General features: G+C 70.1%; 13 protein-coding genes. 6 read left to right on the forward strand and 7 right to left on the reverse strand.

From position 1 onward, the window contains the following. Positions 1-44: 44 nt before the first annotated feature. The 7 genes from CcI49_RS43550 to dnaA form a co-directional block, all read right to left on the reverse strand. Positions 45-1730 (reverse strand): DUF3566 domain-containing protein, encoded by a 1686-nt coding sequence (locus CcI49_RS43550; protein WP_241840235.1) that lies wholly within the window; start codon positions 1728-1730, stop codon positions 45-47. A 106-nt stretch (positions 1731-1836) separates the two neighbouring features. Further along, positions 1837-4350, reverse strand: a complete 2514-nt coding sequence (gene gyrA, locus CcI49_RS25085) for a DNA gyrase subunit A (protein WP_054568846.1) — start codon at positions 4348-4350, stop codon at positions 1837-1839. Positions 4351-4596: 246 nt separating this feature from the next. After that, positions 4597-6675: a DNA topoisomerase (ATP-hydrolyzing) subunit B gene (gene gyrB / locus CcI49_RS25090; RefSeq protein ID WP_076829897.1), complete on the reverse strand. Its 2079-nt coding sequence runs from the start codon at positions 6673-6675 to the stop codon at positions 4597-4599. Between the two features lie 323 nt (positions 6676-6998). Then, positions 6999-7346 carry a DciA family protein gene (locus tag CcI49_RS43555; RefSeq protein ID WP_006538615.1) on the reverse strand — a complete coding sequence of 116 codons (348 nt, stop codon included), beginning with the start codon at positions 7344-7346 and terminating at the stop codon, positions 6999-7001. 376 nt (positions 7347-7722) lie between these two features. Next, the gene (gene recF / locus CcI49_RS25100) at positions 7723-9024 is read right to left on the reverse strand and encodes a DNA replication/repair protein RecF (protein ID WP_054568843.1); all 1302 of its coding nucleotides are present in this window, start codon (positions 9022-9024) and stop codon (positions 7723-7725) included. Position 9025: 1 nt separating this feature from the next. Then, on the reverse strand, positions 9026-10186 hold the full coding sequence (gene dnaN / locus CcI49_RS25105; protein WP_076830208.1) for a DNA polymerase III subunit beta: 1161 nt from the start codon (positions 10184-10186) through the stop codon (positions 9026-9028). A 1902-nt stretch (positions 10187-12088) separates the two neighbouring features. Continuing rightward, positions 12089-13636 (reverse strand): chromosomal replication initiator protein DnaA, encoded by a 1548-nt coding sequence (dnaA, locus tag CcI49_RS25110; RefSeq protein WP_076829900.1) that lies wholly within the window; start codon positions 13634-13636, stop codon positions 12089-12091. Positions 13637-14516: 880 nt separating this feature from the next. Between dnaA and rpmH the strand changes: the two genes are divergently transcribed. The 6 genes from rpmH (at position 14517) to CcI49_RS25140 (ending at position 20148) form a co-directional block, all read left to right on the forward strand. Next, positions 14517-14654: a 50S ribosomal protein L34 gene (rpmH, locus tag CcI49_RS25115; RefSeq protein ID WP_006538619.1), complete on the forward strand. Its 138-nt coding sequence runs from the start codon at positions 14517-14519 to the stop codon at positions 14652-14654. A gap of 33 nt (positions 14655-14687) precedes the next feature. Beyond that, positions 14688-15053 carry a ribonuclease P protein component gene (gene rnpA / locus CcI49_RS25120; RefSeq protein WP_076829903.1) on the forward strand — a complete coding sequence of 122 codons (366 nt, stop codon included), beginning with the start codon at positions 14688-14690 and terminating at the stop codon, positions 15051-15053. Beyond that, complete coding sequence (gene yidD, locus CcI49_RS25125) at positions 15050-15583, forward strand: membrane protein insertion efficiency factor YidD (protein ID WP_076829906.1); 534 nt, start codon at positions 15050-15052, stop codon at positions 15581-15583. The genes rnpA and yidD overlap by 4 nt, the downstream gene beginning before the upstream one ends. A 12-nt stretch (positions 15584-15595) precedes the next feature. Beyond that, positions 15596-17038, forward strand: a complete 1443-nt coding sequence (gene yidC, locus CcI49_RS25130; protein ID WP_076829909.1) for a membrane protein insertase YidC — start codon at positions 15596-15598, stop codon at positions 17036-17038. A 228-nt stretch (positions 17039-17266) separates the two neighbouring features. After that, positions 17267-17866 carry a R3H domain-containing nucleic acid-binding protein gene (locus CcI49_RS25135; protein ID WP_054568837.1) on the forward strand — a complete coding sequence of 200 codons (600 nt, stop codon included), beginning with the start codon at positions 17267-17269 and terminating at the stop codon, positions 17864-17866. A 401-nt stretch (positions 17867-18267) separates the two neighbouring features. Next, a complete protein-coding gene (locus CcI49_RS25140; protein WP_241840236.1) occupies positions 18268-20148 on the forward strand; it encodes a hypothetical protein in 1881 nt (626 codons plus the stop codon). The last annotated feature ends 156 nt before the right edge of the window (positions 20149-20304 follow it).

Genomic DNA, 20304 nt, shown 5'->3' on the forward strand with positions numbered 1-20304 from the left:
ACAGCTGCGTGACGGCTGCCGCCATCCGAATTCTGGGAGATCTTCTACTGGTCGCTCAAGGTCACTTCGAGGCCGCCGATCATCTCGGCGCAGAGGTTGTAGAGGAGGGCGCCGAGGGTCGCGAGCGCGGTCATCAGCACCACGTTGATGGCGCCTACGAGCAGGCTGATCTGCATGGCGCGGCCGAAGGACAGCCAGTTGGACACGTCGGCGTTGGTGCCGTTGGTGAGCGTGTCGGCGGCGTCGGTGACGCTGTCGAAGACGCCGATCGAGTTGAGCACGAACCACAGCACCGCGACGGCGACCATCATGATCAGGAAGACGCACAGCGAGAACGCGAACGAGAGCTTGGTCACCGACAGCGGTTCGACCCGGGACAGGCGTAGCCGGGCGCGCCGGCCGCTGGCGGGGGGGCGCCGTTCGGCTGGTTCCGCCCGGTCGCTCCGGAGCGGCTCGTAGCCGCCATGGTCGCGGCCGCCCTGCGGAGGGCTCTGGGCACCTCGGGGGCCGGCCTGGGGGCCGGGAGGACCGAGCGGCCCCGGGCGGGACTGCATCGGGCCGTCAGGGGGGCCCAGCGGCTCGGTGGACAGCGCGCCCGGGCCGAGGCGGCTGGGGGGCGGCTGTACGCCTGGCGGCGTGCCAGGGCGGTCGTAGGGCGCGGTGCGGTCGGCCGCGGGGGCGGGCCGCCCGGCCCCTGAACCGGCCCGTACGGGCTCGGGGGTGGGTCGGCGTTCCGCGGGCATCCGCTCGGTGACGGCGGCGCGGTCGGTCTTCTTCATGCTGTCGCCGCCGCGGTCGGTCGTGCTGCCGGTTCCGCGCCTGGGCAGGTTGGGGCGCACCAGGGAGATCGTGTCGGTGTCCCGCGGCCCGTCCAGTGCCGATGTGGGTCGGGCCGCGGGGGTCGCGACGGTGCTCTGCGCATCGTGCTTTCTGGTGGTGTCGGATCTGGACCCGTCTGTTCGGGCGGTGTTCGGCCCGGCCGCCGTGGCGGGGGTACGGGTGTCGGTGCCGGTCCGGGTCTTGGCCACGGAGGGCTTGCGGGGGTCGCCGCTGCCCGGGTCCGCTGGGTCGCCGTCCCGGGTGGCGGCCGTGGCCGTGGTCTTGGATGTGGTCTTGTCTGTGCTCTTGACTGTGGTCTTGGCGGTGGTGGTCCGCGCCCCGGCGCCGCGGTCGGCGTCGCTGCCGCGGGGAGCCGGAGTGGCACGGTCGGTGCCGCCGGGCTTCCTCGCGGCCGAGGTACCGGAACCCGACGCGGATCCCGAAGTACCGGAGCCGGAACCAGCGGACGAGCTGCCCTCCTTGGTGGGCTCTCCCGCTGCGGCGGCGCCGGAACGCGCCTCGCTCCTGGCAGCCCCCGGCGCCTTGCCCCGGTCGTTCGAGGAGCTGGAGTCGCGCCCGTTCCGCTGGAAGAAGGGACTGGACGCGCCTCCCGAACCGGCGGCCGAGCCCGAGCCGGCGGCCGAGCCCGAGCCCGCCGCTGATCCCGAGGGGCCACCACCCGCGGGGCGGCCGTCATCGGCCCGGCTCTCGCCCCGGCCGGTCCCCGGCAGGGAGAAGCGCCTCGGCGCGTCGCTGCCGCCGTCGGCGGCGGCAGCGCTCGCGGCATCCCCGGGCCGCCGCGTCAGGTCGGGATCGTCCAACCGGCCGGCACCCACGGGTGACTCCTGGCGGCCCGGGGATGCGCGGTGGACGGCCGACCGGGCTGGCCGGTCACTCTGACTGTCGCTCACGGATACTCCCCGTCCACTCCTGGTCGCACGTGGGACCTGCCCGTCGGCAGTCCTGGCTGGCGCCGACGACGCGCGACGTGGCCGTCAGGCCGCCGGATCGCCGAACTCAGGTGGCCGGCCCGTCCGACCCCGCATTCTCGCCGCTTCCGTCACTGTCGTTGGCATCAGCATTGCGCGCCACACCGACGACCTGCACACCGGCCTCCAGGTCGATGAGCCGTACGCCCATGGTCTGCCGCTGTGCCCGACGGACATCCTTCGCTACGGTACGCAACACACCGCCGTTGGATGTGATGGCGTAGAGCTGGTCGTCCGGTGCGACGACGAGCGCTCCGACCAGACCACCCCGAGTTGATACGATCTTGGCGGTCAGGACCCCCTTGCCGCCCCGCCCCTGAACGGGGTATTCGGCGAGCGGTGTCCGCTTCGCGTAGCCACCGCTGGTGGCGACCAGCAGGTCCGCGGTGGTCTCCGGCACGACGACGTCCATCGAGAGCAGTTCGTCCGAGTCGTCGAACCGCATGCCGATCACGCCGGACGTAGCCCGCCCCATCGGGCGGAGCTGCTCGTCGTCGGCGTGGAACCGGATCGACTGCGCGTTGCGGCTGACCAGCAGAAGGTCGTCGCCCGGTGCCACGAGACGCGCGGCGATCAGCTCGTCGTCGTCGCGCAGGTTGATGGCGACCAGGCCGCCGGCGCGGTTGGAGTCGAAGTCGGTCAGYGCCGTCTTCTTGCACAGGCCCCGCTTGGTCGCGAGCACCAGGTAGGGGGCGGCCTCGTAGTCCTGGATCGCCATCACCTCGGCGATCCGCTCGTCCTGGCTGAACGCGAGGATGTTCGCGACGTGCTGCCCCTTGGCGCTGCGGGCCTGCTCGGGCAGCTCGTGCGCCTTCGCCCGGTAGACCCGCCCCTTGTTCGTGAAGAACAGCAGCCAGTGGTGGGTGGTGGTGACGAAGAAGTGCTCGACGATGTCGTCCTCGCGCAGCGCCGCGCCCTGCACGCCCTTGCCGCCGCGCTTCTGCGAACGGTAGAGGTCGGTCTTGGTGCGCTTGGCGTAGCCGCCACGGGTGACGGTGACGACGACGTCCTCGCGGGCGATGAGGTCCTCGACGGACATGTCGCCCTCGAACGGGACGAGGCGGGTGCGCCGCTCGTCGCCGTACTTCTCGACGATCTCCGCCAGCTCCTGGCCGATGATCTCGCGCTGCCGGGCCGGTGAGGCCAGGATGGCCTCGAGCTCGGAGACCTTCGCCCGCAGCTCCGCGGCCTCGTCGATGATCCGCTGCCGCTCCAGGGCGGCCAGGCGGCGCAGCTGCATGTCGAGGATCGCGGTGGCCTGGATCTCGGAGAGGGAGAACCGCTCCATGAGCTGGCCGCGGGCGACGTCCGCCGACTCGGCGTTGCGGATGAGGGCGATGACCTCGTCCAGGTGGTCGAGCGCGATGAGCAGGCCGTCGAGGACGTGCAGCCGCTCGCGCGCCTTGCGCAGCTGGTAGCGCGTCCGCCGGACGATGACCTCGATCTGGTGCTCGACGTAGTACGAGATGATCTGGTCGAGCCGCAGCGTGCGGGGCACGCCGTCGACGATCGCCAGCATGTTGACGCCGAAGGTGTCCTGCAGCTGGGTGTGCTTGTAGAGGTTGTTCAGCACGACCTTGGCGACGGCGTCGCGCTTGAGGTCGATGACGAGCCGCTGCCCGATGCGCGCGGACGTCTCGTCGCGGACGTCCGAGATGCCGGTGATCTTGTTGTCGCGGACCAGCTCGGCGATCTTCTCGGCGAGGTTGTCCGGGTTGACCTGGTACGGCAGCTCGGTGACGACGAGCTGGGTGCGGCCCTTGTTCTCCTCGACGTTGACGACCGCGCGCATCCGGATGCTGCCGCGACCGGTGCGGTAGGCGTCCTCGATGCCGTTGCGGCCGACGATCAGGCCGTAGGTCGGGAAGTCCGGGCCCTTGATGATGCCGATCAGGGCTTCGAGCAGCTCCTCGGGGGTGGCGTCCGGGTGGTCGAGCGCCCACTGCACGCCCTTGGAGACCTCCACCAGGTTGTGCGGCGGAATGTTCGTCGCCATGCCCACCGCGATGCCGCCGGCGCCGTTGACGAGCAGGTTCGGGAACCGGCTCGGCAGGACCAGCGGCTCCTGCGAACGGCCGTCGTAGTTCGGCGCGAAGTCGACCGTCTCCTGGTCGATGTCGCGCAGCATCTCCATGGCCAGCGGGGCCATCCGGGCCTCGGTGTACCGCATGGCGGCCGGCGGGTCGTTGCCCGGCGAACCGAAGTTGCCGTTGCCGTCGACCAGCGGGTAACGCAGCGACCAGGACTGGGCCAGCCGGACGAGCGTGTCGTAGATCGCCGAGTCACCGTGCGGGTGGTAGTTACCCATGACGTCACCGACGACGCGGGAGCACTTGAAGTACCCCCGGTCCGGCCGGTAACCGCCGTCGTACATGGCGTACAGAACCCTGCGGTGGACGGGCTTCAGCCCGTCACGCACCTCCGGCAGGGCACGGCCGACGATGACGGACATGGCGTAGTCGAGGTACGACCGCTGCATCTCGACTTCGATGCCGATGGGCTCGATGCGGTCGCCGGGGGGCGGGGGTAGGACGTCGACCACGGGGTCCTTCCAGGCAGTGGGAGCGATGAGTCGGCGGGTGCGGGCCGGGCGCCGGGCCGCGGGGAGTGGCCCGGTCCGTCCCCTGGCGTCCGCGGGCCGCTCACTCGCGGATCCGCCGGGATCAGATCGGTTTCAGATCGGTCCAGCTCAGTGCGGGAGTCCCAGCTCAGTGCCGGATCAGTGCCACCAGCCGCCGGACGGGGTCGGCGGGCCCGGCCAGCGCCCGGACCCCACCGGCGAACTGGCCTAGATGTCCAGGAAACGCACGTCCTTCGCGTTGCGCTGGATGAAGCTGCGGCGCGCGTCGACGTCCTCGCCCATGAGGACGGAGAACAGCTCGTCGGCGACGGCGGCGTCGTCCAGGGTCACCTGGAGCAGGATCCGTCGGTCCGGGTCCATGGTGGTGTCCCAGAGCTCGGTGGCGTTCATCTCGCCGAGACCCTTGAAGCGCTGGATCGCGTCCTTGGGCAGCTTGCGCCCGGCCTCGGTACCCCGCTCCAGCAGGCCGTCACGCTCGCGGTCGGAGTAGGCGTACTCCCAGTCCTCACGACMCCACTTGATCTTGTAGAGCGGGGGCTGCGCCAGGAAGACATGGCCGGCTTCGACCAGCGGGCGCATGAACCGGAACAGCAGGGTGAGCAGCAGGGTGCGGATGTGCTGGCCGTCGACGTCGGCGTCCGCCATCAGCACGATCTTGTGGTAGCGCAGCTTGGCGATGTCGAAGTCGTCGTGGATGCCGGTGCCCAGCGCCTGGATGAGCGCCTGGACCTCGGTGTTCTTCAGAACCCGGTCGATACGGGCCTTCTCGACGTTCAGGATCTTGCCACGCAGCGGCAGGATGGCCTGGAACTTCGAGTCCCGCCCACCCTTGGCCGAGCCGCCGGCCGAGTCACCCTCGACGATGTAGAGCTCGCACCGCTCCGGGTCGGTGTACTGGCAGTCCGAGAGCTTGCCGGGCAGGCCGGTCCCGCCGAGCAGGCCCTTGCGGCGGGTCAGATCGCGGGCCTGCCGCGCGGCGATGCGCGCCCGCTGCGCGTCCAGCGCCTTGCTGACGATGGCGCGGGCCTCGGTCCGGTTGACCTCGAACCAGTCCTTGAGCGCCGCGTAGCACATCTCCTGGACGAACTTCTTGGCCTCGGTGTTGCCGAGCTTCGTCTTGGTCTGGCCCTCGAACTGGGGCTGCGCGAGCTTCACCGAGATGATCGCGGTGAGGCCCTCCCGGATGTCGTCGCCGGAGAGCCGCTCGTCGGTGTTCTTGGAGCCGGCCTTGACCGGCTTCAGGAGGTTCTGATCCTTCGCGTAGGCGTTGACCGCGCTGGTGAGCGCCGCCCGGAACCCCTCTTCGTGGGTTCCGCCCTCGTGGGTGTTGATCGTGTTCGCGAAGGTGTAGACCGACTCGTTGTAGCCGGAGTTCCACTGCATCGCGAGCTCGGCCTCGATGCCCGTGCCCTTGGACTCCAGCGAGATCACGCTGCGGTGGACGGCGTCCTTGGTCGCGTTGAGGTGACCGACGAAGTCGACCAGGCCGTTGTCGTACTTGAAGGTGACCTCGACCGGCTCGGTCACCTCCTCCGCCGCCGCGGTCTGGGCGCTGCTCGCCTCCACGGAGCCGGTCTCGGCCGCGGATGCCTCGGCCTCACCTGCCGCGGCCGCCGCCTCGGCGGCCTCAGCGGCCTTCGCGGCCAGCGCCGGGTTCTTGGCGGCCGCACTCCGCTCGTCGCGCAGGGTGATGGACAGGCCCTTGTTCAGGAAGGCCATCTCCTGCAGGCGCCGGTAAAGCGTCTCGTACTTGTACGTGGTGGTCTCGAAGATCGTCGGGTCGGCCCAGAACGAGATCGTCGTGCCGGTCTTCTTCGAGGTTCCGGTCTTCGCCAGCGGCGCCGCGGGGCGGGATGCCACGTAGGGCTGGAACCAGGAGTGGCCGTCGGTCTCGACGGCGACGTCGAGCCGGGTGGAGAGGGCGTTCACGACGCTGACACCCACACCGTGCAGGCCACCGGAGACCGCGTACGCCTGGCCGTCGAACTTTCCTCCGGCGTGCAGGGTGGTCAGCACGAGTTCCACAGTGGGAATCTTCTTGACGGGGTGCTCACCGACCGGGATGCCTCGGCCGTTGTCGGTGACACGTACGCCGCCGTCGGCCAGCAGGGTCACGGTGATCGTGTCGCAGTAGCCGGCGAGGGCCTCGTCCACCGCGTTGTCCACAACCTCGTAGACAAGGTGGTGCAGGCCCCGCTCCCCGGTGGAACCGATGTACATGCCGGGGCGCTTGCGTACTGCGTCGAGACCCTCGAGAACCTTGATCGAACTAGCGTCGTAGGCCACGCGGCAGGTCCCCTCGCTCTGACGGAAGTATTCCTCAGTCTACCCGGCAACCCGTCGTAACGGACGCAAGGTGCCGTCTCAGCTGTGCGCTGGGCCCCGAACTCGGGTCGGCTGTGGCCCCCTACCAGCTCCACGCACCCTGAGGCCTTGCGTCCATCTGCGACCGGTCRCCGAGGTCACCGCGACAGTCACTCTGATCCGTTCGCCGACCGGAGGTCTCGTTGCCGCGGCCCGCGAGGCCCGATTCGGCGGGACGTCCGGGGGTGCGCGGGATACAGAGACAGCACAGGATTACAGAGAGAGACCGGGCGGGGTATGAGGTGTCATCCGTATGTATCCCGCGGGCCGCGCCCACCGCTGGTGGACATACCGCCGTGATTCCAGGAGGGCGCGGCCGGGCCCCGCACCGTGATCCGGCGGACGACGTGCGGTCCCAGCTCCTTGCGAAGGATCCCGAGAATCTGCCTGGAAAGCATCCGCAGCTGGGTGGCCCAGGCCGTCGACTCCGCGACCAGTTCCAGCTCTCCGTCACGCAGCGAGACCGGCGAGCAGTGCGCGGCGATGTCCGGGCCGACGAGGACATCCCACCGGGCCAGCACCGATGCGTCCGTGGCCCGGCTCTGCCAGCCACGTTCCGCGACAAGGCGGGCGATCGACGAACCGACCACCATCGGCGTCCGCCAGTCGCGACCAGGTGCTGCGATACCTGGCAGCCGCGGGCGCGGCGGCGGATCACCAGAACTTTCCCGCCCCCGCCGACCGGGGTCGTGCCCGCCGGCACCCGCACCGGTCTCCGCATCGGCACCAGCGCCGGTGCCGGCGCCTCGACCCGACGACGTGCCCGGGCGACCCTGGCCACGCGCGCGGGCGTCCCGCTTCGCCCGGGCCAGCATCTCGCGCGCGAGATCGGCGCCCCGCGCCCCCGAAGCCGGCGCGGTGGACGGGTCCGCCCCCGAAGCCGTGGCCGGACCCGATGCCGGCGCCGGACCCGCGGGCGGCTCTGCCGGTGAAGGCGGCGGCGATGACGACCCTGCCGCACCGAACTGGTCAGCCGACACGACGCACCTCCCCGGAGCTCACCTCGAACCGCACCCCGGCCAGCTCGGCGGGGACGTCCGCCTCAACCGCCGCGGTCACCAGAACCTGCTCGGCCGGCGCGACGAGGGCGGCGAGCCGGGCCCGTCGTCGGACGTCCAGCTCGGCGAAAACGTCGTCCAGCAGCAGCACAGGCTCCCGGTCGTCGGCTCGGAGCAGGTCATAGGAGGCCAGCCGCAGCGCCAGCGCCAGCGACCAGGACTCGCCATGGCTCGCGTAGCCCCGGGCCGGCCGCCCCTTCACCGACAGCAGGAGGTCGTCGCGATGCGGCCCGACCAGGGTGACCCCGCGTTCGATCTCCTGGGAGCGGACCGCGGCCAGCCCGGTCAGGATGGCTTCGGCCAGCTCGGCCCGCAGATCCGAACGGCTGGGCCGGCCGCCGGGCCGCGTCTCGTCCGAGCCTTCGGCGCCTTCGGCCTGCCCTGCGCTCGGAGCCGGCCCGGCCGCCTGATCCGTCGGCGCGGACGAGACGTCGGGAGCACCCGGAGCGAGCTCGGTGCCCGAGTCGGTGTGGCCGGCGGCTGCCGTCCGGTCGGGTATCGCCCGGTATGGGACCGTCGAGCGATAGTCGACGTCGGTGGGCGAGTCCTCGCCGGCGACCGCCGCGTAGGCGCTGCGCACCCGTGGCCTGAGCTCCTCGACCAGCGCGAGACGGGCCGCAAGCAGCTCCGCGCCGTGGTCTGCGAGATGACCGTCCCAGACGTCAAGGGTCCTCAGATCGCCCCGGCCGCCGGATCGACGCGCCGCACCGGCGGTTCGCAGCAGCGCGGACCGTTGCTTCAGCACCCGTTCGTAGTCCGCCTGGACGGCGGCCATGCGCGGCGAGCGGGCGACAAGCAGTTCGTCGAGGAACCGACGCCGTTCGGCCGGATCGCCCTTCACCAGGGCGAGGTCCTCCGGGGCGAAGAGCACCGTGGCCAGCAGCCCGGCGACGTCACGAGCCCGTGGCACCGGCGCCCGGTTCAGCCGCACCCGGTTCGCCTTCCCCGGCACGATCTGGATCTCCACCAACGCCGCCCGGTCACCGCGCACGATGCGTGACCGGACGACCGCCTGCGTGGTTCCCTCTCGCACAAGCGGAGCATCCGTCGCCACCCGATGACTACCCAGCGTGGCGACGAATCCGATCGCTTCGATCAGATTCGTCTTTCCCTGGCCGTTCGAACCAACGAACGTCGTGACTCCCGGCTCCAGAACCAGATCGAGCCGTGGGTAGGACCGGAAGTCAGTCAGGGACAGGTGAGTTAGATGCACGTCACCCGTTGAGGCGAATGGGCATCAGCAGGTAGCGATAGTCGGGGATCTCGGTCTGGTCGTCGCCGCCCTTGCCCGTGAGGATCGCGGGCTTGTTCGCCRCCAGCGCGGGGTCCTCGTCGCTGGCGAAACCGATCCGGACGATGTCGGACTCCAGCGCGCCGAGTGCGTCCAGCAGGTACGTCGGGTTGAACGCGACCGTGAGCTCAGGCCCGTCGTAGGTCACCGGCAGCGTCTCGGACGCCTGGGCCTCGCCGCCCGTGCCCGCCTCGAGTACGAGGTGATCAGGCGTGAACGTGAGCTGCACCGGAGCGGTGCGGGGCGCCACGAGGGCCACCCGCTTCACGGCCTCGGTCAGCGGCGCGATCTCCAGCTGGGCGATCAGCGGTGAGCTGTCGGGAAGCAGCTTGCGGTAGGGCGGGAACGTTCCCTCGAGCAGCCGGGTGGTGGTCTGGCGGGTGTTACCCGCGAAGCCGGCCAGGGTCTCCCCCGACGGACCGGTTCCCAGCGCGATCGCCACCTCGACGCCGGTGCCGGACAGCGACTTCGCGGTGTCGAGCAGGGTACGAGCCGGAACCAGCGCGACGCCGGACGCCTCCGGCGTCGCCGGACGCCACTTGAGCGTGCGGACGGCGAGGCGGTACCGGTCGGTCGCGGCGAGGGTGAGCGTGTCCCCGTCGATCTCGAGCCGGACGCCGGTGAGGACCGGCAGCGTGTCGTCACGCCCGGCGGCGACCGCGACCTGCGCGACCGCGCTCCCGAACGCGGCGCCCTCGATGTGGCCGGTGATCTCCGGCATCGGGGGCAGGGTCGGGTAGTCGTCGACGGGCAGCATCGGCAGCGCGAACCGTGCGTTGCCGCAGGCGACGACGAGCCTCGTCCCATCCACGCTGACGTCGACCGGGGCTGCCGGCAGCGAGCGGGTGATGTCCGCCAGCATCTTGCCGTTGACCAGGCCACGGCCCTCTTCGGTGACGGTGGCGTCGACCTCGCCCTGTGCGGCGACCTCGTAGTCGAAGGCGGCCACCTTCAGCGCCGGACCAGTCGCGTCGAGCAACAGGCCGGCAAGCACCTGCAGCTGGGTGGTTGCCCGGCTCGGCAGGGTTCGCGCCGTCCAGGCCACCGCATCGGTGAATTCGTCCCGTTCCACGCGGAACTTCATGGACACGTCCTCCCGTCGTTCCACGCCTGCCGTAGCCACGGCGAGCCGCGGAACCTGACATCACCGGTTGAGCCACCCAGCGCCGGCCGCCCGGATCGCGCCGCACCCGGAGACGGGTGCCGAACGACCACGGTGTCGGGCCTGAGCCCATCCAGCATCCCAGAGCCGGACCGGCGGATGACGAGCGGTCTGTGTTCCGAGGGTGGCACACCTGGCCGAGCACCGAAGACGGGTGTCGGCCAGGACGCATCCCGTCATCACGCGTCACCACCTGCGCACTCGATCGGTGAGAGCAGCCCGGTGGCGCTGGTGGCTGGTTTCGGCGGTCGAGGGTCAGGGCAGATCCGACTTGCGGTTCGGCACCGAGACGCTACCTCGTTCGACCCGGGCACTTTCCGTGACGACCACGTCCGCGTCGTGCGTGCGCATGCGTGCCCTGAAGGTCGGGGGCCACATCAAGATCGCTTCTGGGCGTTCATCCCCAGGCCCTACTGCTTCGAGCTTTGATCTCTCCTGGAAGAAATTTGGTTCGTCGTAGTAGTAGGGGCTGTGGAAACTGTGGAAAACCGCCGTTTTCCCAGCTCAGAGCCCCTGAGGCCCTGTGCGCATCCTGGGGGTGGAGGTGTGGATGATCAAGGTACTTATCCCCAGGGCCCGATCGACTCCACAGCTGTCCCTCAGCTACACACAGTCTGTACACATGTTCATCCACTGGCTACCCACAGGTTAGGAGGCCACTGTCCCCAGGCTTCTGGCGCCCATGGACATCCCGACGGCCGCTCCCGGCCTGTGCACAGAGGCGGGAATTGCTACTTATCCACAGCCTTCTCCACAAGGTGTGGGTAAAGGCCACAGTGGTCCCTTGAGTCGATCGATGCGGAGTCGGCCCGGGAAGACCACGGTGCCTGCAGGGTCGAACCCGACATCGCAGGAGAGGGACCCGTTCAGGTGCCTCTGATCTGATTCACCCGATATAGGGAATTAACACTTCATTGGTGAGTTGTTTCCACTTGGGTAACCAGTGGATGCCTCGCGCGCGGACGATGACAACCGAGCAGGTGGCGACGGCACCCGAGCAGGTGGAGGCGCGGCGGAGCAGAGGGCGGTGCGGCGGGGCCGTGGCGCACCCACATCCGCATCCCGAGCGGCGGTCTCTGAGCACCCGGCTGGCCCGCCGTCCCGGACGCATCGGTCGCAGCGCGCGCCCGGGGCGCGCAGCGCTCAAAAGCTGGTAGCAACCCGGACATCGGCCGACTGGTCTACCCGGCAGGGACGTTCGTGCATGGCCTGAGTAGGCCGCGTGCCGGGGCGGAGGGACGGCTGCGAGGGATGCGGTGCAGACGAACATGTTGGTATGGACATGCGCAGAAGAACGTGTGAGTCGACCGTAGTCGTTCAGCCGGTGACGACCGGGGTCGTCACATTTCAAGGAACCGACCTCGTGGGGCCAGAGATCCGGTTCCGGGAATCAATCCCGGTGGCCCAGGTCCTGCCCGATGGCGATTGGTCCGAAGTGCAGGCGCATTGGGTCGTTCGCCTGAGTGGCGAGGCGTCCGCCGACCGGCCCACCCCAATGGTTGGAGCGCGGAGGTCGGACGGTGAGAAATTCAGGATTTCGGTCGTTGAAGAGCCTTTGGCGTAGCCCGAGCCTCGGGCTACGGTTGCTGCCGGGCAAAAGCGGAGGATTTTGGTCGTTGGGACGACCAAAATCCTCCACTCCTCGAGCCTCGAGCCTCGAGCCGCGAGCCGCGAGCCGCGAGCCGCGAGCCGCGAGCCGCCGGTGGCGCCACCGACGCCGAGCAAGATCCGAAGATCGTGGCTGCCAGGACGGCCGAAATCCTCAGGATCCCGCCAACGAGGGCAGGAGCGGACACGGTGCCACCGCGGCCGGCGGACAGCGGATCAGGCGTGCCGAGCCTGCGCGCGGATCCGGTTGGTCAGCTCGGTGACCTGGTTGTAGATGGCGCGTCGTTCGGCCATCAGACCGCGGATCTTTCGGTCCGCGTGCATGACGGTGGTGTGGTCGCGCCCGCCGAAGTGCTGGCCGATCTTGGGCAGTGACAGGTCGGTCAGCTCCCGGCACAGGTACATCGCGATCTGCCGGGCCGTGACCAGCACCCGGCTGCGTGAAGTACCGCAGAGGTCATCCATCGAGATCCCGAAGTACGCGGCGGTGGCGTTCATGATCGCCGCTGCGGTGATCTCGGGGTTCGCCGCGTCGGGGATGAGATCGCGCAGGACGATCTCGGCCAGCGTGCGGTCGACGTGCGACTTGTTCAGACTGGCGAACGCCGCGACCCGGATGAGCGCGCCCTCGAGCTCGCGGATGTTCCGCTCGATGTGGGTCGCGATGTACTCGAGGACGTCCGGCGGCACCGGCAGCCGCTCGGTCGCCGCCTTCTTGGAGAGAATCGCGATGCGGGTCTCCAGGTCGGGCGGGGTGACGTCGGTGATCAGCCCCCACTCGAACCGGCTGCGCAGCCTGTCCTCCAGTGCCGCCAGCTGCTTGGGCGAGCGGTCGGAGCTGATGACGATCTGCTTCTCGGTGTCGTGCAGGACGTTGAAGGTGTGGAAGAACTCCTCCTGCGTCCGCTCCTTGTTCTCCAGGAACTGGATGTCGTCGACGAGGAGGACGTCGATATCCCGGTAACGACGTTGGAAGGCGAGCTGCCGGTCGTCGCGGATCGAGGCGATGAAGTCGTTGGTGAACTCCTCCATGCTCACATATTTGATCCTGCTCTCCGGGTAGAGCTTGACCGTGTAGTGACCGATCGCATGCAGCAGGTGAGTCTTGCCGAGCCCGGAGTCACCGTAGATGAACAGCGGGTTGTAGGCCTTCGCGGGAGCCTCCGCGACCGCGACCGCGGCGGCGTGAGGAAACCGGTTGCTGTCACCGATGACGAAGGTCTCGAACAGATAGCGCGGATTGAGCCGGGCTGGTTCGGACGGCCTCGGGGACGGATCACGGCCAAGACCTGGCGAAACCCTGCCGGGCGCGGGCCCGTCGACCCGGACACCGTCGACGCTCTCGGCACCCTCGTCCAGTGTGGTGCCGGACCCCCCGCCCATCAGGTGCTGGGTCAGGTCCGCGGTGGTGGCGGGCCGGATGAGTGGTCCGGTCATCGGCYCGGGGTCCGGTGTGTGCTCCACGGTGACCGCGACCCGGATCTCGCGTCCATAGGCTCTGGACAGGGCCGTGGACAGGAACGGCCGCAGCCGCGAGTCGAGCAGGTCCTTGGTGAACTCGTTCGGAGCGGCGAGCAGCGCCGTGTCCTGCACCAGGCCGAGTGGGCGGGTCAGCCTCAGCCACGCCCGCTGCTGTGCCGACAGCGCACCGTCCGCAACGCCCGCCACAGCCTGCTCCCACACCGCCGACAGGTCGGGATCTGACGGCGGTGTGGCTCCCCGGGACGGCAGACCTGCGACGGAATCGGCGCTGAGGTCGGTCACTGCGGGGCTCCTCGTGGTTCTTCGTGGCTGTTCGGAGGGATGACACGACCGTAGGTAGCCGAAGTCGCTGACTGACTCTGACTGGCAGTGTGACCCGTGGTGTCTCTGGTAGCCGTCCTGTGTGGGTAATCGTCGGAAGTGTCGGCAGGACGACCCCGCCGAGGTGATCGGCGGGCGTGGATCCCGGCAGCGACGCGGTCGGTTCGCTCCCCGGGCCGACCGCGCCCGGGTCGGCCGTACCCGGGTCTGCGTCGCCCCTGGCGGCGATGCGGCGTCCACTGCCGGCGGCACACAGCATCCTCCGAGAAGAGTTCTCCACATCGTCGTCCACAACCTGTGCATGGACATGACACCGCATCGGGCGTGGCATCGCCGGCAGGGCCACAAACTGGACGACAGCCGGGAAGCCACGGAGTGCGTTGCGCCGACGAGCGGGTGGTGACGGTGCTGCCACCTACAGCCTCCGCGCGCTTCGTGGAGGGCAGGCGGTTCGCGGACGGAGGTGACGGCGGCACGGACAGAGCACCAAACGTTAACAGCCCGGTCCCTGGGGCGGGATTCGGGCCTCCCTGCGATCCCCCCGCGACTGCCCGGCGGCGACGGGACCGTGGCCTACGGTCAGGACGGACCCGGCGATGGTGGCATCGTGTGTAGGCTAGGGAGAACCACGGCGACGGTCGGCTCCCATGTACCTCGGTGACATCACGTACCTCGGTGCCATGGGGCCTGGCTTCCCGGATGTTGGGATTTGGCGAAAGGCACCCTCCGCACAGGGGGTCCGGCCGGTCGGCGACCCAGGTCCGCGCCCCGTAGCCGAGGCGTCAGTCATGACCGGCAATCCACGCCGGTGTCCCGCCGTCTGTGTCTCCGGAGTCCTCACGTGAGCAAGCGCACCTTCCAGCCGAACAACCGCCGGCGGGCCCGCACCCACGGGTTCCGGCTCCGGATGCGGACCCGCGCCGGCCGCGCCATCCTGTCCGGTCGCCGCCGTAAGGGCCGCAACGAGCTCTCCGCCTGACGGCGGAACCAACGCGCCTGCCGCCGTCCAGCCATGCTCCCCCGGGGCTCGCGAGTACGTACGAAATCGGACCACGCCATCCTCGGGCGGTCCGGCCGGCGTATTCGGGCGGGGTCAATCGTTGTCCACAGCATGCACACCGATGTGGACAGTCCACCCCGGGCGGGCTTTGTCGTAGGGCGGCGTGTCGGTAACGCGGTGGTTCGTAACCGTGTCCGTCGGCGTCTTCGCGAACAGACCCGGTCCCGGCTGCCTCTGCTACCGCCGGGAACCGCGGTTCTGGTTCGAGCGTTGCCTGAAGCGGCGACCGCGACGTCGGCAGATCTGGGCCGATCGCTCGACTCGGCCTTCGGCGCGGTTCGTTCCGGCCGGTCCCCACGATCGGCGCGCTTCGGATGAGCGTGGCCCGGTACGCGGGGATCCTGGTGGTCCTGATGGCACTCGTCGACCTCGTGTTCGCCGCGCCGATCACCGCCAGGAGATTTCCCACCCTGGCCCGGACCTCCGACCAGTCGGTCCGTGGGCCTCTTGCGTGGGCTCTCACGGCGCTGGTCCGGCTGTACCGCGCCGGCTGGTCGGCGCGGAACGCGGGCTGCTGCCGGTTTGAACCGTCCTGTAGCGCCTATGCCCTGACCGCTCTGCGGCGGCACGGTGGCGTCGTCGGTGGTTTGTTGGCTCTCCGTCGGCTGTTGCGTTGCCAGCCGCTGTCGGCTGGCGGCTACGACCCGGTGCCAGGTGTCGGGTCCGGTGTCGCTGGCAGCCCTGGCAGGGGTCCTGCGGCCCCGAGCCCGACGGGCATCGACCGGGCAACGGGCATCGGCCGGGCGGATGCCGCCCGGGCCGCTGCCGGGCCCGGGCATCGCACCGCGTCCCCGCTCGGGGGGACGCGTTCCGAGATCGTCGGTTCCCGTCGCGGAACGCGGGTGTGAGGAGACAGACAGGTGTTGGATCCGCTTTACCATCTCGCGGCAAACGCGATCGTCTTCTTCCACAAGGGCTTCGGGCCGATCTTCGGCAGGGACAGCTTCTTCGCCTGGGCGCTGTCGGTCATCCTGCTCGTCATCTGCGTCCGCATCCTGATCTTCCCGCTGTTCGTCAAGCAGGTGAAGTCCCAGCGGACGATGCAGATGATGCAGCCGCGCATCAAGGAGATCAAGGAGAAGTACGGGCACGACAAGCAGCAGATGCAGCTGGAGATCATGAAGCTCCAGAAGGAGCACGGAAATCCACTGCTCGGCTGTCTGCCCATCCTCCTGCAGATCCCGCTGTTCATCTCGCTGTTCCACGTCTTCACGCACCTGGCGCCGATGAACGAGGGCCCGGGCGGCTCTCTGGTCTGGCGGCCCCGGGTCGGCCTGTCCGCCGATCAGGTCGAACAGATCGCCACGGCGAAGCTGTGGGGCATTTCGCTGTCGAGCAAGTTCACGTCGTCACCGGACTTCCTGGACTTCCTCGGCGCCAACGGGATGCACACGAAGATCCTCGCGGTCGTGCTGATCGTCACGATGGGCGTGACGACCTTCCTGACCCAGCGCCAGATCATGAACCGTGCCGGCACCGCGGTCGACCCGCAGCAGGCGATGGTCCAGAAGATCCTGCTGTACGGTTCGCCGCTCATGCTGGCGATCTTCGGATTCCGGTTCCCGATCGCCGTCCTGCTGTACTGGCTGACCACCAACCTGTGGAGCCTCGGCCAGCAGTTCTTCGTCATCAGGAAGATGCCGCCGATCCAGCCGCTCGCCGCCGGCGGCCGGGTTCCCGGGGCACGCACGGCCACCACGGACGGCACGACGGTTTCCCGTCCGGCGCCCGGTGCGCGGCCGGCCCCCGGCGCCCGCGCGGGAGCGAAGTCGAAGAGCCTCGGGGCCCGGGCAGCGCAGTCCACGGCGGACACGGCGGCAAGCGGCTCGGGTGCTGGCACCGACGCGCCTCGGCCGGGCAGCCGCCCGTCGAAGGCTCCCCCCGGAACCCGCTCCAGGTCCGGTGCCGCGGCCGGCAACGGCTCGGCGAAACCCGCTGCCGCCAAGGGCGGCCAGACGAAGGCTGATTCGTCCGGTGCCGGTGCCGGTGGAGGCAGTGGCAAGGGCCGCCTGACGAAGGGCGGTGCGGCGGGCACCGGTGGGGCCATCTCGTCGCCGACCGCGGCCGCAGCCGGCGAGACGTCGGGCGCGAAGAACGGCATCGCCGACGGCGTGGGCGACAGCAAGTCTGGTTCGGCGTCGGCGTCGGCGGGAACCTCTCGTAACGGTGTCGCCGACTCGGATGCCGCCGCCGCTTCCCGGTCGTCCCAGGCCCCCGTCCCCGCCGGCGCGCGGCGGGCTCCCGGCGGATCTCGCCCCGCCAAGCGTCGCGGGAAGGGCAAGCGGCCGGGCGGGCGTCGCTGATGGGCCGGTGGTCGGCGCTAGTGCGTGCGCATCCGGTCGCGGCCGCCGCTGGGCGACCTGGCCGGGTACCGGCCCCGCGCCCACCCCTGAGCATCGTCCGGGCAGTCAGGCCGGGACGACACGGAACGTCCGAAGCGGCAGCGCCCCGCCACCGTCGCGTTGACCCCGCGGCGGTCGGACGTGCCGTACTGTCGGCATCGCCGCCCACTTTCCCCTGGAGTAACGCTGATGACCGGTTCGGCACCTGACCTCGCCGTGGAAGAACCCGAGGCCAACGAGGACAGCCCTGCGGCCGGGGCCGACGAGGCCGTGACCGACTCGGCCGCGGCGACCGGAGGGTCGGGGTCCGCGGGTGGCGGCGAGCGCCGCGTCGCCGACCTGGAGCAGGAAGGCGAGATCGCCGCGGACTACATCGAGGGTCTGCTCGACATCGTCGACATGGACGGCGACCTCGACCTCGACGTCGAAGGCGGGCGTGCGGTCGTCGCCGTCGTCGGGGACGGCCTGGACAAGCTGATCGGCACCGGCGGCGAGACCCTTGAGGCTCTCCAGGAGCTGACCCGGCTCGCGGTGCTGCAGAAGACCGGTGTCCGCAGCCGGCTCATGCTCGACGTGGGCGGGCATCGCGCTCGTCGGCGGGTGGAGCTGCGCAAGGTCGCGACCTCGGCGGCACGTAAGGTCCTCGACACCGGCGAGCCTCGGAAGCTGGCCGCGATGACCCCGTTCGAGCGCAAGGTCGTGCACGACGTGATCGCCACGATCGACGGTGTGCACAGCGAGTCCGAGGGCGAGGAGCCCAGCCGTCGGGTCGTGGTCCTGCCCGACTGACCTCGCGTGTAGCGTCGGCTGGGCTTTCCCGGGCTCGGCCGCGTGATCCCTGCGTGACGTGACGCCCGCGCGCGGCCTGATTCGTGCGCGGGCGTGGAACGGCTAACCTGCGGCACACGCCGGCAGGTCAGCGGATTCCCGATCCCGGCTGCGTAGCGAGGCGATCGGGAGGCGCACGGGTGGTTCCGCCACGGGCACAGGCACCGGCCATCTCGCCCAAGGCGGTGAAGCCGTCGGCGCCGGCCAGTCCTCCCGCTGCCGCGACGGCTCCTCCCACGGCGTCGCCGTCGCCGTCGTCCGCAACGGCCGCGGCACCTCCCGCCGCTGACACCACGGCCGACGCCCCCTCTCAGCACCCGCGGTTCTCGCGGTTCTCGCGAGCCTGGCTGATCGGGTGTGTGGTGCTCCTGCTGACGGGGCCCGTCGTACTGCTCGCCGCCTACCTGCGCCGACCGTTCTGGTACGACGAGATCTGGCGTGGTCATTTCGTCAGTGAGCCTCTGAGCTCGGTGTGGTCCGAGCTGGCGGTTGCCAACACCCCGTCCGCGCTCGGGTGGTTCGGACTCGTCCGGCTGTCCGGGGAGGCGTTCGGCTGGCATACCTGGGCACTGCGACTGCCCGGCCTGCTCGCGCTTCCCGTGCTGGGCGTGGCGGTCGCGGTTCTCGTTCGCCGGTTCGCCGGGTCGGTGGCGGCTGCCTTCGCGGTCTGCTGGCTGTGCCTGAACGCCACCTTTCTCGACCTCGCGACCCAGCTCAAGCCGTACACGGTCGAGACCGTCGCGACCGTCGCGGTGGTGCTGCTGTGGCTGGGGCCGGTGCGAGGCGACGACACGCGTGGCCGGGGTTCCCGCAGGATGGCCGCCGGGGTGGTCGCCCTGTGCTCCGTTCCAGCGGTGTTCGTGATCGTGCCGCTCGCGGCGATGGACGTCCTGGGCGGTGGCGTCGGCGGTGGTGGCGGCGGAGGCCGAAGCCTGCTGCGCCGAGGCCAGTTGCGCCGAAGCCAACTGGGCCGGCGTCTGCGTGAGACGTTGCCGGCCGTCGTGCTGGTGACGGTGCACACCCTGGTCTTCCTCGGCCACCAGTCCGCCCAGCGCGCGGGGGACTACTGGGACACGCAGTTCCTCGCCGGACGGGATCCGTGGCAGGCCGTGTGTTTCGTCGGCGATCAGCTCTGGCGGATCCTCGCCGGCTCGCCGCCGGGAATCGACCAGTTCGATCCGAGCCTCGTGCCGGGGTACCTGCACCTGCCGCACTATCTGCCGTGGCTGCTCGCCCCGCTGACCGGGGTGTTCGGCGCGGTCGGCATCGCCGCGCTGGCCCGCCGGGCGGACGGGCGGCGGGTCCTGGCCGCGCTCGTCGGAGCCGAGGTGCTGATGCTCGGCGCGAGTGCGGTGCGCTTCTGGCCGTTCGGGCCGACGAGGACGAACCAGTTCGTCGTTCCGCTGCTGCTGCTTGTCGTGGTTGTCGGCGTGGATCGAGTGGTCCGTCAGGTGGTCCGACGGGTGACCCGCGACCGGGCTGATGCTGCGCCCCGTGACCGACTGCTTTCGGCGCTGGGGGTGACATCCGGGGCGATGGTGCTGCTGATGGTCGCGGGTGTGGCGCTGGCGGGCGGCCTGTCCGGGGACCGGCTCCTGTGGGAGCGGCGGGACCGCCTGCGCGGACTGGATCTGATGGTCGATGCCACGGTGGCCACCCGGCGTCTGGTCCGTCCGGGCGATGTCGTCGTGGTCGGCGGGCGCCTTGCCCGTCCGGGCTGGATCTACGCCATGGAGGTCAGCGATGACCTGCCACGTCAGCCGGAGGCGCTCCCCCCGGTGCCGGCGGGGACCGCTGCCGGGGTGGAGGCACCGCGGGTCGCGCGAGCTGACACGGTGTTCGTCGTCCCGGGCCTCCTGCGTCGCGCCGAGCTCGCGGCGTCCATCGCGACCGCCTCGGCTGATTCGGCCGCGGCAGCTGATTCGGCCGCGGCAGCTGACTCCGGCATCGCGGTGGACAAGGCGGCTGCCACTTTGGCGGACACGGCCGTCACCGGCTCCACCGCCGACTCCGATTCCGTCGGCGCGGACAACGCGGCTGATGTCGCCACGGTGGCTCACCTCCAGCGATCGGAGCGGCTCATCGTCTTCGTCTTCGACATCGAGGAGAAGGCGATGGCCTCCGACCTCGCGGCGCTGCGGCAGGACGGCTGGTGCCCAGGCGAAGAATGGTCGTTCCGGCTCACCGGCTCGGTGACGGTCTACGAGCGGTGCGTGGCACGAACGGCGCAGAGCGCGAAATGATTCACGGGAAACATTTCCCGTAGGGCGATCGTCCCCGGCCTGATTCCCGACACAACGACAATCCGAAGCAGTACCTGACGCGCGTGCGCCGGTTCACCGGGGATGCTGGGTCCGTGCCTTCATGCCCGACCAGTCCCCGTCATCCCGGGCGCCCGG

The sequence above is a fragment of the Frankia sp. CcI49 genome, from assembly GCF_001983215.1.
Taxonomy (GTDB): Bacteria; Actinomycetota; Actinomycetes; order Frankiales; family Frankiaceae; genus Parafrankia; species Parafrankia irregularis.